Source organism: Pseudomonas rosaeacicularis (assembly GCF_057128745.1).
This window is the reverse complement of sequence record NZ_JBSKHT010000003.1, coordinates 303,447-317,497: the sequence shown is the minus strand read 5'-3', so window position 1 is coordinate 317,497 and position 14,051 is coordinate 303,447. Positions and strand designations below refer to the sequence as shown.

Annotated in this window: 12 protein-coding genes and 2 pseudogenes; 8 read left to right on the top strand and 6 right to left on the bottom strand. The window is 51.7% G+C overall.

What is annotated here, in order from left to right; genetic code table 11:
• Position 1 precedes the first annotated feature (1 nt).
• Both ACWKWM_RS06015 and ACWKWM_RS06010 read right to left on the bottom strand, forming a co-directional pair.
• Positions 2-895: a plasmid partitioning protein RepB C-terminal domain-containing protein gene (locus tag ACWKWM_RS06015; protein WP_483845246.1), complete on the bottom strand. Its 894-nt coding sequence runs from the start codon at positions 893-895 to the stop codon at positions 2-4.
• Positions 892-2,463 carry a recombinase family protein gene (locus tag ACWKWM_RS06010; RefSeq protein ID WP_483845245.1) on the bottom strand — a complete coding sequence of 524 codons (1,572 nt, stop codon included), beginning with the start codon at positions 2,461-2,463 and terminating at the stop codon, positions 892-894. Before ACWKWM_RS06010 ends, ACWKWM_RS06015 begins: the two co-directional genes overlap by 4 nt.
• A gap of 1,096 nt (positions 2,464-3,559) precedes the next feature.
• On the opposite strand from ACWKWM_RS06010, the gene tnpA reads away from it, so the two are divergent.
• From tnpA to ACWKWM_RS05995, 3 genes and pseudogenes are all read left to right on the top strand, one after another.
• The gene (tnpA, locus tag ACWKWM_RS06005) at positions 3,560-3,892 is read left to right on the top strand and encodes an IS66-like element accessory protein TnpA (protein WP_483845244.1); all 333 of its coding nucleotides are present in this window, start codon (positions 3,560-3,562) and stop codon (positions 3,890-3,892) included.
• A 35-nt stretch (positions 3,893-3,927) separates the two neighbouring features.
• Positions 3,928-4,179, top strand: a complete 252-nt coding sequence (gene tnpB / locus ACWKWM_RS06000) for an IS66 family insertion sequence element accessory protein TnpB (protein ID WP_483845371.1) — start codon at positions 3,928-3,930, stop codon at positions 4,177-4,179.
• Positions 4,116-4,310, top strand: a pseudogene (locus ACWKWM_RS05995) (transposase domain-containing protein); the annotation flags it as partial. The gene tnpB and the pseudogene ACWKWM_RS05995, both read left to right, overlap by 64 nt.
• Positions 4,311-4,346: 36 nt before the next feature.
• Here ACWKWM_RS05995 and ACWKWM_RS05990 read toward each other — a convergent pair.
• Positions 4,347-4,676: a DHCW motif cupin fold protein gene (locus tag ACWKWM_RS05990; RefSeq protein ID WP_483845243.1), complete on the bottom strand. Its 330-nt coding sequence runs from the start codon at positions 4,674-4,676 to the stop codon at positions 4,347-4,349.
• 120 nt (positions 4,677-4,796) lie between these two features.
• Positions 4,797-5,120, bottom strand: a pseudogene (locus tag ACWKWM_RS05985) (MFS transporter); the annotation flags it as partial.
• 864 nt (positions 5,121-5,984) lie between these two features.
• On the opposite strand from ACWKWM_RS05985, the gene ACWKWM_RS05980 reads away from it, so the two are divergent.
• From ACWKWM_RS05980 to ACWKWM_RS05960, 5 genes are all read left to right on the top strand, one after another.
• On the top strand, positions 5,985-6,998 hold the full coding sequence (locus tag ACWKWM_RS05980; RefSeq protein ID WP_483845242.1) for an AraC family transcriptional regulator: 1,014 nt from the start codon (positions 5,985-5,987) through the stop codon (positions 6,996-6,998).
• A 152-nt stretch (positions 6,999-7,150) separates the two neighbouring features.
• On the top strand, positions 7,151-8,248 hold the full coding sequence (locus ACWKWM_RS05975) for an AraC family transcriptional regulator (protein ID WP_483845241.1): 1,098 nt from the start codon (positions 7,151-7,153) through the stop codon (positions 8,246-8,248).
• A gap of 347 nt (positions 8,249-8,595) precedes the next feature.
• Complete coding sequence (gene aqpZ, locus ACWKWM_RS05970) at positions 8,596-9,306, top strand: aquaporin Z (RefSeq protein WP_483845370.1); 711 nt, start codon at positions 8,596-8,598, stop codon at positions 9,304-9,306.
• Between the two features lie 609 nt (positions 9,307-9,915).
• Positions 9,916-10,287: a histone-like nucleoid-structuring protein, MvaT/MvaU family gene (locus ACWKWM_RS05965; RefSeq protein WP_483845240.1), complete on the top strand. Its 372-nt coding sequence runs from the start codon at positions 9,916-9,918 to the stop codon at positions 10,285-10,287.
• A gap of 1,007 nt (positions 10,288-11,294) precedes the next feature.
• Positions 11,295-11,615, top strand: coding sequence for a c-type cytochrome (locus ACWKWM_RS05960; RefSeq protein WP_483845369.1), 321 nt, complete (start codon positions 11,295-11,297; stop codon positions 11,613-11,615).
• A gap of 54 nt (positions 11,616-11,669) precedes the next feature.
• On the opposite strand, the gene ACWKWM_RS05955 is transcribed toward ACWKWM_RS05960, so the two are convergent.
• Both ACWKWM_RS05955 and ACWKWM_RS05950 read right to left on the bottom strand, forming a co-directional pair.
• Positions 11,670-12,914 carry a lactonase family protein gene (locus ACWKWM_RS05955; protein ID WP_483845239.1) on the bottom strand — a complete coding sequence of 415 codons (1,245 nt, stop codon included), beginning with the start codon at positions 12,912-12,914 and terminating at the stop codon, positions 11,670-11,672.
• A gap of 132 nt (positions 12,915-13,046) precedes the next feature.
• Positions 13,047-14,000 carry an amidohydrolase family protein gene (locus tag ACWKWM_RS05950; protein WP_483845238.1) on the bottom strand — a complete coding sequence of 318 codons (954 nt, stop codon included), beginning with the start codon at positions 13,998-14,000 and terminating at the stop codon, positions 13,047-13,049.
• Between the last annotated feature and the right edge of the window lie 51 nt (positions 14,001-14,051).

Here is a 14,051-nt window from a genome sequence, read left to right as displayed (position 1 = left end):
CTCACTTTGTCAGCCTGAGCTGAATCAATTTCGGCAAAGAATTCAACTGCTCGGAGTAGAGGAGGCTCTCGAAATCCCGCACCGAAAGCAGCTCCTTAAGGGCCTCCATAGCAAAGACAACCCTGTCGTGGGTATAGGATGCTTTTTTGACCATGAGGCGCTGCCGCTCAGCCTCTTTTTCAAAGAGACGTCTCAGTTCCGATGGGGTCATTTTTTTTCGTTTGCTTTGGATGCTGCTTGATGAGTTTCCTCGTACCAGTTTGTCTTTTCTGGCTCGCATTTCCAGGAGATGGCGCAGCTGGGTATTTCGCCTCCCCTTGATACCCCGTTCGTAAGCTTCGGTGAGTATATTTTGAATATTGCTTTCAGAACTCCGTGCAATGTCCGTTGCTATGCTGAGAGGAATTAGCCCTGTCTCTACTGCTGTCAGTAGTTTCTCTTCGCCGCGTTCAAGCAAGCCAACAATCATGCTGACCCATGATGCTGTGGTGCCGATTATCTTTGCGATATCACTGTCAGTTTTACCGCGAGCTTTCAGACTTCCGATCTCGTTCATCAAATCTATAGGGCGATGCTGCCGCCTAGCCACGTTTTCCACCAAGCTCATGACCAGACAGTCTTCTTCAACCGCATCAATGACAAACGCCGGAATTTCCGAAGCTTCCAGAGCGAGGAAAGCCTCCAGACGACCTTGTCCGCAAACAAGGTCGTACTTTAGGTTTCCCTGAGCATCGGGTTTCTTGCTTACAGTGATCGGGCGCTTGAGGCCAACCGTTTTGATATTGTCGATAAGGTCGGCGTGGACTTTCTTGTTCCTCGAACGGGGATTGAGGATTTGGATTTCGTCTATGGAAATGAGCGTCACACGCTCTCGTGCCACCGAGGGGATGTTCATTTACATACCTCCTTCAACAAACAACGAGCTGCTAGCCCGTCAAGTACGTCCAGAGTTTTGAAGCGGTAACTGTCAATCAGTGGACTGTTTTCTTCAGCCATTCTTTGCGGCCATGTGCCCATGTCTATCCAGGGAATTAGGTAGAAGTCCCGTACTTCTGAATTACCTTCCTCCATGCGCACTGCGATGGTGATGTCAGGCTTTAGGCTGACATCGAATCTAAGTTTCCACCGAAGGCTGCCAGCACGGGTAGGATCACACCGGGCAATAACTACCGATGCCGTCCATTCACCATTGACGGTCAGCAGATCATTACCATTGTTCGGCTCTACGTCCGCGCCTACCTGCTCGAAGTGCTCGACTACGTCCTCAAGGACTTTAGGATGCATGGCTCTTAGGGAGCGATTGATCTCTAAGAATTGATAGTCTCGGTCTGGCGTGTAGCCGATTAGCGTGTAGGCACGTAGAAGGCCACCGAAGCGGCTTATGTAGGCAGTGCTAGACGGCATGTCGCACTGCTCATTGATCAGGATGCCGGAGAGCGAGCCCGCGCGTTTCAATAGACTACGGAGCATTTCTAAAAGCTGCGCGTCGTCCAGCCTCCGAGAGCGCTCTAGGATTATTTCTCGTACATCTGCAAAGACCACTAGCGACACGATGCCTTGGAATGCACCGTCGCAACGAACCCATTTGTCCGGCGCGTTACGGACAATACCCTTTCGTAATTTGGAGGAGGTTCGGTTGTAAACGTTGTTGCCAATGTATTTTTCGTTGGTCAAAACCTGATGGACACTTCCTCGGCTCCAGGGGCGATCGAAGTCGGTCATCACGCCGTCAGCGTTTAACGCGTCAGCAATCTGAAGCTCGCTCATGCGCTCATTGCGGAATTGATGATAGATACGTTGCACAACCTCGATTTCAGCTTCTGGGCCTGGAATCAGGATGACTCTGTCAGTCTGGATGCTTTTGTACTCACCCCGTGCAAGCACCCCCTTGAACGCGCTTTGGTCATCTATCAATGCACGCCTCAGTCCATAGCCTGCAGGCCCTCCTTGGTGGAAGCCTTTTTCGACCAGGCGGCATTGCCCGGCGAAGACCTTTTGGGACAATTCGCGGCTGTATTCGCCCGCCATCGACCGTTTGATGCCTTTATAAATAGTTGCGAGTGGTGAACCGTCGTTGTCGAAGGGCTCCGCGCAGTACACAACCTGAACACCGGTTTTGGTGCAAAGGTATTCGTAATGAGCACTTTCATCTGTGTTCTGAAATCGTCCCCAGCGACTTACGTCATAGACAAGGATGACTTGGAATTGGATAGCCCCAGCCTGGACGTCATTGATCAACCTACTCAGCGCGTCCCGACCACCGATATCTAAGCCGCTTTTGCCTTCATCGCGATACGTAGCAACAATCTCCATCCCATGGCTGACTGCGTATGCATGAATGGCCGCTGACTGGTTTTCGGTTGAGTATCGCTGGTGGTCAGTTGACATGCGCACATACTCCGCAGCCGGGACGGGGCTGCCAGAGCAGATTTGAGAATCAGTGGGCGTGATTGGAGAGGGCAAGACGGAATCCTCTAGACTAGAAAAAACTGTCCCAATCCCCCCAGTCTAATGACGTTTTGTGACGTAGCGATGACGTGACACCGCGACGATAAGATCGAATCGGAGCTTATCGTCGCAGTAAAGTTAAGGAAGCACGGCGGGTAGCAGAGGAGAAACAAAGGGCCGATGAGAATGCACGCGTCTCAGATCGGCGTGACTGAAACAACGGGGTTGAGGGCCGCTATGCGTGCACATAGCATCGATACTGAGGAAGATCATCGCGATGACTGCATCAAGATTCGATCACGCGTTAGAACTGATCTCAGTCGGCCATTTTCAATGGCAACTGATGCAGTCGGTTGAGTGATTGACGAAGCGAGCGAGGACTAGCTCGCGCACGATTTGGGAGTGTAGATGTAGCGCGCAGTGCGCGTACGGCTTCGGTGGATGCGTTTTGGCGCCTGAATAATGACCACGCTCTGCGCAGTCGAAGCCGAGCTTAAACCAATGATTGCGTCCGCATGTCTGCGCTCAGAATCTACCCGAGCGTATGAATATCAGTTGTTCGCAGTTAGCGCGGTGTTCACTGACTCAAAGCTTCAACGATTTTGAGGCGCTTAGCGGCGGAATATGGGTGAGGAGGTCAGCTAGCTCATGCCAAGGGTGTTGATTGTCCCTCATCGCCCTGCAACCTGGTTGATGTAGAAAGGGCTCGGTTGCGTCTTTTACCTGTTGCATCGCCAAACATTGGGAGCAAACGACGAAGCTTCCAAGGATTGACCATCGGCCCGTCCAACCTATCACTTGATCGCTGAGTACAGTGCTGCGGCTGAGCGTTTCGCAGTATCTATGGGGATCGAAATTCAGGGGCATGACACATCTCCTTATGGGTCAGGGGTGGAAGACTTTCCATCCGTTGCTGAAGAGTAGGCCACCCCAGCCAAAGCGCTTGGCCGTTCAGCGGACGCAGGTTAGCTGACAGACTAGGACAGGTGAGCTTAGCCGTGCTTTGAGGGTATGCGTCCGGCCAAGTCATCTACTCAGCCCTGCAAAGCCAAGACATGGTGTGCACTTAAATTTAAGTGGGCACCAGTTCTAGCCTTTAAGCGGGGATTTCATGCAGCCATCACGCCGTTCCTATTCCAAGTCCTTCAAAGCCCAGGTCATTCAAGAGTGTGCCCAGCCCGGCGCTTCGATTGCCAGCGTCGCACTCAGCCATAGCCTCAACGCAAATCTCGTCCACAAATGGATTCGGCTGAAAGCGCAGAAAAGCACAGCGCTGCAACCTGCATTTATTCCGTTACCCGTGCCGCTGGCCGGGACAAAGTCCCACTCATCATCATCGAATATCTGCGTTGAAATACTGCACCCGCGTGGCACCGTCACAGTGAACTGGCCCACTGAAAGTGCTGCTGCCTGCGCGACCTTTCTTCGAGACCTTCTGCGTTGATTCGCATCGACTCCATCTGGCTCGCCACTGAGCCGATGGACATGCGGGCAGGCACCGATACGGCGTTAGCCAAGGTGATTGCGGTGTTCGATGCGGCGCAGCCGCACTGTGCTTATCTGTTCGCCAACCGCCGCGCCAATCGCAAGAAAGTGCTGGTGCATGACGGCTTCGGAATATGGCTGGAGGCGCGTCGGCTGAACCAAGGCAAGTTTCACTGGCCTGGCGTTCGCCATGGCTCAGAAATGGAACTGGATACCGAGCAACTTCAGGCATTGGGGCAATCATGAATTTGATCCAGTCGGCGCGGCCCAACAATTATGATCCGTATGTATATCTGAAAGATGTTCTCACGCGCCTGCCGACACAGCGGGCGAGTGATATTGCGGAGCTGCTGCCGCATAAGTGGCAACCGCTTTAGTTACGCAAAAGGGGGATGTCCTGAACCTATACAAAGCTAATCGACAATGAATAACTTCGCACCAGTGCTGGTGAATGATCGGTGTCCTTCAGCATGATTGCCCACCTGATAGCTCATCCCGGCCGTGAGAGTGAACTGGCGACCGTCCTCTAGTTCCGTCTGAAGCTGACCTTCCAGGCATAGCAGGATATGACCTCTCCAGCACCAATGATCGGCGAGGTAGCCTGGGCTGTATTCGACCATCCGTACACGTGTAGAACCAAACTGGAGGGTTCGCCAATGAGCCGTTCCGCTCTCTCCTGAATGCGGAATCGGTTCTATGGCCGACCAGTCGGTGGTGCAAAAGGGTAATGCGGCGAGATCCATTATTGCCTCATCAAATTGCAGTGGATGCCCAACAGTATCAGTCTGGCAGTCGCATCGACAGACACAGATGAGCGACTATTACGGCATACAGTGCTCATCCCTTGATGGGTAATTGAAAAGTTATATTCGGGATGAAAGCATGTCCGTCTTCCGAAATCGCCAGAATAGCCAACGGCCTACACTCAATCCCCAAACCAGCAACGCGATTAAACCAATGCTTAACAGCATCCCATGTATTCCGGTGGAACTGATCAGCTTGCCAGCGATGAATGGGAATCCGAACACACCGATGAAGTACGACAGGCTGAAGAGTAAAAGCGCCTGAGCAGTCAGCCCGGTGGGCGCCTCATTGGCCGCTAGACCATTGATCACTGAGTAGTTCAGCCCGTACCCCACGCCGAGGAGTGCGGCGGTCATTAGATAGCTGGCGCTATCGTGAACCCATTCACTACCCGATCTGCCGTTTTGGCTAGATGAAGATACCTGCGATTATGCTCAGGGCTACCTCTATGGACGCCCCCAATCGGCCGCGAATGCGACTCGCGTACCAAGCTTTTCTATTCCTGCAGGCTGGATAATAGCCTGTATCGATATAGTCTTACTGGGCAGTTCAAGGGTGATGTCGTCTAGTACGAAGGGGCGCAAGAGGGGTTTTTCAAATATGTACATAGACCTGATCAGTTTACTGAGGTGTATCAGTGAAAAATACAGCTTATGTCTTGTATCCACCGTTGAGTGAAAGCTGGTTCAGCTTACGTCTACTGTCAGGATTCCATTCGGTCTTAACCAGGTTTGTACGAATCGGTGGTTTGCTACCACTCCTCTGACAGTATATCGCAAGTAGGCTTCAAGCATTCTTTGGCGATTTCCATTTTGTAGGGAAACATCTAGATCAAACCGCCCAATGCCTTCCGATTCAAAATAGCGTATTGCAGGGGAAGACAGAGTCTTCAAGCACTGCTCGGCCTCTTCGTCCAATCTAGATCTCCTATAAATTATTCTTTCGCAGTCGGAAAATTAAAGCGGTTAAACTTCTTGACACAAGAATTAGCGGGCACTAGCAGATTTGTGCTGTGCCAGTTTTCAAGCGCTGAGATTTTGACGATAGTTAGTGAGGCGACGCTCGTTTTTTTGAGGATGACTGACCTACTGTTTCGCATCAAAGAGGGAAAGTGCAGACCGTCCCTAGAAGTTTGGCGCTGGATAAATGGCGCGCTTATTCTATTCGCCAGTGCGGTGTGTGTATTGACCTTTATCGGTTTTTTTTGACAAAATCCGCCAAGGCATTACTAAAGACGGATTTATTGATTGAACAATGTAGACGTATATGTTTCGGGAACAATGTCTGGCCTCCTTCTCCAGTACCTAGATAAGCGCTCGCTCCAAGCATCTAACCTGCGTCTCGAGCTGGCACAGTTAGCTACTCTTGAATACCTTGCAATCGAGACGTGGTGGCGTCTCCTGGATAAAGTACATGAAGAGGATCCACGCTCTGCACTCGGAATAGAAATCGGCTTTTTGATTCGGCCGCATAACGTCGGCGTGCTGGGATATCTGTCAATGTCATGCCAATCCGTTATGCAAGCACTGATTAGATTTCAACGTTATCAGGTGCTGCTCCATAACCAGACGCCGATGCTGATTGACCAGGAAAAAGGCGGGATTCGTATCAGATGGGATTCTACGTATGGCCTATCAACGCTGACCTCGGACGAGGTCTTGGTAGCCAGTCTTCTGACGCTGACCCGTTCATTGACAGGTCAAGCTGAAGCAACATTCGCCGCCGTCCGATTCACCCATTCGGCCACTCGTTCCTATGCTGAGAATTGCCGGCAGCTATTGGGATGCCCGGTGACTTTCCAAGAGGAGTCGTTGACCGTCGTAATCCCGTTGGCACTCCTCAGTTTGCCCATTAACACGCATGACCCCTATTTGATGAGATTAATGGAGCAGCGGGCTGAAAGCTTGGCACAAGTGCTTCCCCAGCCTGATACGCTTTTGGCAGAGCTCAAGAGAGCGATCGTACTGGCATTGCAAGACGGCGAAGCTGGATTTGAAAGCGTCTGCACGCTAATGGGTGTTACCTCACGATCTCTATATCGACGCTTGCAAGAAAGAGGTGTGACGTTCAAGTCTATACTCACTGAGATCCGTCTGAAGCTGGCAATTAATTATCTCGGCGATACGTCCTTACAGTTCGGCGAGATCGCTCAGCTTCTAGGATATTCAGACTCTAGCGCATTCTCCCGAGCATTCAAAAGCTGGTACAAAGTAACACCTTTACGCTACCGGCAACATGCCGCAAAACATGGACTCAATTAAACATCGAGAACGGGCTGGACGAGCTGAGTCCGTCGGACTATCGTCCGCTCTTTGGCGCAGCAAAGGCCAACGAATGTTTTGCAGTATCTCTGCTTCTGAACCTCTGAGTACCCATCGGGATACGTCATACTTACGATAGGGGGGGTTAGGCTATGAATGGGGATGAAAGCTTCCGCAGCGTGGAAGATTATGTGCAATTGCCTGCTACTCTGGTTGGACTAATCGAGGCTTACCTTGACCGACGTTTAATCGAGGCACTTAAGTTAAGGGCGGATTTAGCCGCTTTTTCCCACCTAGAACGCTTGTCCATGAATACTTGGTGGCGCATCCTTCAATCAACCTACGAACTCGATCCGGTGCCTGCGCTTGGCGTAAAAATTGGTTTGTCAGCCGAGCCCCATCATGCAGGTGTGCTGGGTTATTTGACGATGTCGTGTTCAACGCTGGGGGAGGTGATGGATTACTTCCAACGCTTTCAACCTTTACTTCAGAATTTAACACCACTGACTATCCATCAGAACGCAGAGGGTGTTCTGCTGAGCTGGGACAAGTCCTACGGACGCTCCACGCATTTCTCGACGGGCGTTTTGATAGGTATAACAGTGGCTTTTTCCCGGCTCTATACAGGCCATTCGTCGCTGAACTTCACCTCGATAACCTTCCCTGAAATAGTGCCTGAAGATGTGCATCACGAATACACTGTGCTATTAGGTTGCCCTGTGACCTTTGGCGCAGATTGCTTGAGCGTCAGAATTTCGGCTGAAACCCTTGGTCTGGCAGTCAACTCCCATGATGACTACATGAAAAAACTCATGGAGCTCCAGGCCGAAACTTTGCTCAAGGTCTTGCCGCATCCCGACGCGTTCATGTCCCAAGTCAAACGCGCTATCAGAGATGCATTGCCATGCGGTAATCCCAAAATGGATGATATCTGCGAGCGACTGGGACTTTCGTCAGCTCTAGTGTTCCGCTTCCTTCGGCGACGGAAACTCACATTCAAGACCGTACTGAGCGAGGTTCGTCGTCAGCAGTCATTGGTCTATCTGGCTGATCTCGGATTGCAGCTTTCGGACATCACACAACTGCTGGGATATTCAGAGCAAAGCGCCTTCACGCGGGCGTTCCGGATCTGGTTCAAGATCACGCCATTGCATTATCGTCGAACCGTTCTAGAGTCAGTGTCTCCCCATTTCCAAGGCCACATTGAACATACCTTGTTCACGAGTTCAGAGACTTCTCGCAGTAGTTGAGCATCCGATAACAGTTGACCTGGAATGCTCTCCAAAGGATATCTGCTGGCAGTTTGAGCCCTTGAAACTAGGGCACTAGGTTATTGAGCTAGGTAATCTGCTAACACGATCTCAATTCCAGACTTAGTCAGCCCCATGACGTAATAGGCGCTTCTAGCGCCGGCCTGCCTCCGTGCTAGGTGATCCCATGGGCATGCCGGGGGCTGAAGCACCGGTCAGATCAGGTCGCTTGGTGATCTCGTCGCCTACCGTATTGATGCACTTGATCTATGCTTTGCAGACCTGCTCCCCGAGCTTTGGTCAGGTGGGAAGTCATCCTCTCCATGATCATCAAGCAGGGCGCTGATATGCAACGGAAATTAGCGGCAGAGTTCTTAGGGACGTTCTGGCTCACCTTCGGCGGATGTGGTAGCGCGATTTTCGCAGCTGCATTTCCTGAGCTTGGTATCGGATTTGCCGGAGTATCACTGGCCTTCGGCCTCACCGTCTTAACTATGGCCTACGCTGTCGGCCCTATTTCAGGCGGTCATTTCAACCCGGCCGTGACATTCGGTTTATGGATAGGCAATCGCATCGGTAGCCGCGAGGTTTTACCTTACATCGTGGCGCAAGTGCTTGGCGCGGTTCTGGCAGCATCGGCTTTGTATGCAATAGCTTCAGGGTCACCGGGTTTTGAGGTAGGGAGGTTCGCAGCAAATGGGTACGCAGATTTAAGTCCAGGAAAGTACAGTCTCTCTGCTTGTTTGCTTACAGAAGCACTTCTCACGTTTTTCTTTCTCTTAATCATCATGAAGGTGACCAGCACAAACGCGCCCGCAGGCTTTGCACCTCTCGCGATAGGGCTCGCCCTGACTTTGATTCATCTGATATCTATCCCAATCACGAATACCTCCGTCAATCCTGCGCGTAGCACCGGCCCGGCGCTTTTTGCGGGAGCAGCCTACCTGTCGCAGCTCTGGATGTTCTGGCTCGCGCCGTTGGTGGGCGGTGCGATTGGCGGGCTTGTTGGAAAGGCTTTGGGAGAGAAGAATGACCTGAAAATCCCCGCACATGTCTAGCTCAAGAATTTCAGTTTCAAGGATGTTCGCCTGGTATGGGACGTTTGCCTTGGAGTCAATCAGCTTGAACTTTTCCTTCTCAGATAGAGGGGGCTCAAAGTCTCAAGGGGCTTTGAGTGGGGGCCTAAGCGTCGTTAGAAGGCCAGCCTTTCATCCTGTAAAATTCACTTTAGTTCGTTCCGTCGCACCCATTTATTTCCATTCGGTCTTTCGCATTCGTGGCGTCGGGCTATGGTGAGGTAAACAGGGAGAAAATGGTAATCATGGACATGCAAGCCAGGGAAGCCAGGGAAGCACTCATCGCAGTTCTAAGTACGGCAGCGGCTATGGGCGTTGACATAGATCTTTTGTGTCATCGCTCAGTCGAGCTATTCGGCCAGGACGTTTCGGGCCGGATGCAGCCCTACGCAGCGGGGGCTGTCTATCAGATAGCGGTGTGCATGAATTACGTTGTGGATGCTCCATTGTTTTCCTTGCCCATACGAAGTCACCCAGATGAGGCGAAAGTTATTTTAAAGACACGTTTGAGCGATCAATAAGATGACTAACCTATAGCGATCACATAGCATAATGATTGACCAAATCGTATATTGATCGTAAGGAAGTCCTATGTCCCGCCTAGCTGAATATCGCAAGCTTGAACAACAATTGGCATCACAGCTTGCCGAGCTTGATGCAATGAAAAACGACTCGGGCCTCAAAGTCGAGATGGAATTTGAGACCAAATTACGGGCGCTGCTGGGTGAGTATGGCTATAGCTTGCGCGATGTAATCAGTGTTCTGGATCCGCAGGCTGCCGGACGCAAATCAGCACCAGCTGTTGCGCCAGTTAAAGGCAACCGTAAGCCACGTGATCTGAAAGTTTTTAAAAATCCTCACACGGGTGAAATCGTTGAAACCAAAGGTGGTAACCACAAGCTGCTCAAGGCTTGGAAAGCTGAGCACGGTGCTGCTGAAGTCGACTCGTGGTTGGCAAAGTGATCGAGCGATCGCTGATGATAGATGAGGCCGCCTGAGGGCGGCTTTTTTTGTACCCCGGTTTGATGCAGGCAACGGACGGCGACATATCGCAACTGCTACTCGACGATGACTGAAGAAACCTCAGCTTGAGATCATCTCGGTGCCATGGGGGCTCTCGCGAAGCAATCAGCAGCGGCAGGGTTTCCAGGATGGGCCGTGACTCTGGCGAAAGCGTTTCCCGGCGGAGAATATAGGGTTAGCTCATAGTCGTTACGGGCTTGAATTTCGATCCGTGATCCGTCCTCAAGATAGAATGCTTGCTGAGAATATTTACCAGACATTTGTTGATAGTACGGAGGTGCACTCAAGCAGCTGCGCAGCGCTCCGTCCCCGAGAACCTCTAAAAACAATGTACCGCCTGGCATAGGGCCTCCCCAAGTCGTGACTAAACCTTGCGGTGGCCGTGCAGCCTCGACTGACTGGTAATCTACCAATGACAATCCGGGCTTACTCACGCAACTGGATATGAACAGCCCTGTACCGACTAATCCGATGAGGATTGCAGCTTTGATTACGCAATTGAGCTCTGCCATAAACGTTTTCGTTTCCATGCACCATAAAACGACTGTAGACGACATTCAAACAATGCACCGCGTTGAAAGCTAAAGACAAAAGCAATAGGAGCTACAGCGAAAGATTTAGAGAGTGCTGAGTTACCAGCGGTTACGTTACGGATAAATCGAAGAGAAGACTGCTGTGTATAGCGAAAAGCTTACACACAGTTGGGCATAGTGTGTGTTTACTACCACCAGTCTACCGCTCAAGCTGATGCCATCAACTGTAGTGAAAGGAAGCACATCGGAGGTCACGGATGGTCACCATTGCCTTGGAGGCTGTCGACAGGTATTGGGATGGTTTGATAGCAAAGAGACCCGCCTAGGCGGGTCTTTTAATGCGCGCCTTTTAGCACTGCGTTGGATTTCAAAGGAGTTCGACGTTGAGACTGACTTAGCTTTACGGCGCAGGCGATCTGCGCCGACAACTGCTCAGCCTGTCACATGATAAATGGCGAAGGCGTTGTGAAGCTTTTCCACACGCTGAAGAACTCAGGGTCAGTACTGGCCGAAGACCCGACAACAGTTTTGCGGGTCGTATTGCAGGGTGCACAAGCTGTAGCGACCGATGCAGCTCCGACAGGCCCTTCAATGCCAGCGTTTGGACGGCGACTCGATGACTCTCAGGTTGCGGCCCTGGCAACCTATCTGAGAAACAGTTGGGGCAACGCTGCAAGTGGAGTGACGACAGGACAAGTGAGAAGTCAGCGAGCTGATTTGGCTTCACAACCTTAGTCGCAGAAAATGGTGCGGCTGCGCAGAGGCCATGTGCAGCCGATATTAAGTAGCTTAAATATCCATCCAGAGCAGCGCTATCTTCTCGTCCTCCATTTCATATTTGCGAACAAATTCGAGCTTTCCATCTTCCCTGATTCTGAAAATGGCCAGGTTGGAACGGCTCTTTTGCAATGATTGTCCTTCCTTGACCCAGACCGTTTTTTGGTTTGCTACCACCAGCAGTTTGCCTGATGGATCGACCTTCATGGTTCGTCCTTCGATCCCGTGTCCGTCAATGATTTGGATTAGCTTAGGCTCGCCAGTGCCAGGGTCGATCGAGAAGACTGCAACGTTATTCTCGCCGCCGGCGCTAACTTGTTTCCCGTCCTGTTCAACCGTTGCGTCTGCCCGGTTTGTCACGTAGAGATATTTGCCGTTCGGATTAACCTGGATGACGCCACCTCGCTGACGAGGCGTCTCCAGATCAACCATGTCTTTTAGAGTGTCCTTGCGGAAAGCAGGCTGTGCGGACAATTCGCCATTGCTTTCTAGCGGATACATATAGAGCTTGCTTCCGCGTTCCATCGCGATATATGCCCAAGGCTGGGATGGATGATAGGCAAGGTGTCGAGGGCCGACTCCAGGGTCAATCGATGATGTTTTGAGTTTCGCCAGAACACCCTGCGCGTTGATGCTGAATGTATTGATGCTCCCTGGCTGATCGGGAACGTTGCCGACAGCATCGTTGCCTCGCGCCATCGCCAAAAGCGTGTGGTCACCCGGTGTGAACGTGACTTGGTGAGTAAAGATTCCAGCTTCTGGAACTTGATCCTGAGCGACGGCTGGGCTCACGCTGTCATCTTCCTTGATCGGATGGACACTTAAGGTCGCCGACTGGTTGTAAGCAACTACTGCAAAACGGTTTTGATGATCAAGGCCAAGATTGATTGGCCTTTCTGGCAGAGCAATGGCATCGCCGAATTGTTTGAGCTCGCCCGTCGTCGAATTGATCCTATAGCTGTTCAAGACGTGCGTATCACCCTTGGCCCCAAGAGTGCCATTTCCAGCATTGCTAGAGACGACATATAGAATCGTGCCCGCATTGTTTTTGACAGCAAACTGCACGTTAGCCGGGGCCAGAGTTTCGCTCAGATAAGTAAGTGAAGCGTTGTCAGGGTCTATGCGATAGCCAAGCAGTTTTTCGCCCACGCTGGCGAAAAGCAGCTCGGTGTTTTGCGGGGGCGCAGAGGTTTCTGCTGCCCAGGCGGTGACGGGTAAAACTGCGGCAAGAAACAGAACGCTGAACGTCGTCTTCATGAGGGCTTCTGCGAATGATGAGTATCAGGGGGGGGAGGCTGTCGGCAGGAAGCCAACAGTCCCAAGATTTGACCAATTGTATCTAGTTGTTACGAAATACAATAATGAAACCAGCGGTTACATTGCCAGATATCAAAATTGATAGAGGCGCGCTGGGTTGTCGACGAGAATCTGCTGAATTTCGTACTCGCTGCGAGTCCATACGCTGAGAAGATCCATCATGCCTGCATCATCGGGCATCGGCTGATGTTTGGTCTGCAGGCTAGGGTGGGGCCAGTCTGTTCCCCAAATCACTCGGTTTGGAGCCAGCTCAATCATCGTTTGAGCGAGCGACTTCACGTCTTCGTATGCAGGCCCGCCCAATACCGAATCCTGATAGGCGCCCGATATTTTGACCCACGCGCGGTCATGGCTTACCAGGTCTGCAATCAGCTTGTAGGCCGGATGATCAATACCTGCGGGGTGGGGGATCCGGCCGAAGTGATCAAATACGACTTGTACCGGAAGGTCGGCCAAAGTGTCTTTCATCCCCAGCAGCTCATCTGCCCGCATGTGGATTTCAACATGCCAACCAAGGTCGGCTATACGATGCGCCAGTGGTTTGATCATTTCCGATGTGGTTACGCTGCCGGCGCCCAGATTAAACCGAAGCCCACGAACGCCTGCTGCGTCTAGCCGCTTTAGTTCAGCAACGTCGACCCGGTCATCAACGACGGCGATTGCGCGTGATGTCGATCCCAGCAGGGAAAGCGCGGCAAGCAGGCAACTGTTGTCCGTTCCGTATGAGGAGGGTTGAATCGCGACACTTCGCGTCAGTCCCAAGCGAGAGCGCAACTCCAAGTAGTCAGCGACGCTGGCGGTTGGGAGGTTTCGATCATCCACGTAGGGGAATGCCCTGTCGTAAATGTGATGATGGCAGTCACATGAAAGCGCAGGTACTTTCAGTGATGGAAAGCGACTGCCTGTACTAAATGGATAGCTTGTCTCTGCGTTGGCCATGGCGTCTTGAGCCCCCACGAGACTGACTCCTGCAACGACGGTCATCGCTTTAACAAAGCTGCGCCGGCTCATTTCCATACTGTTCATTTTTTTGTCCTTCTTATCAGTACGTCTACTTCAGGGTCAAAGCGAGCCCAT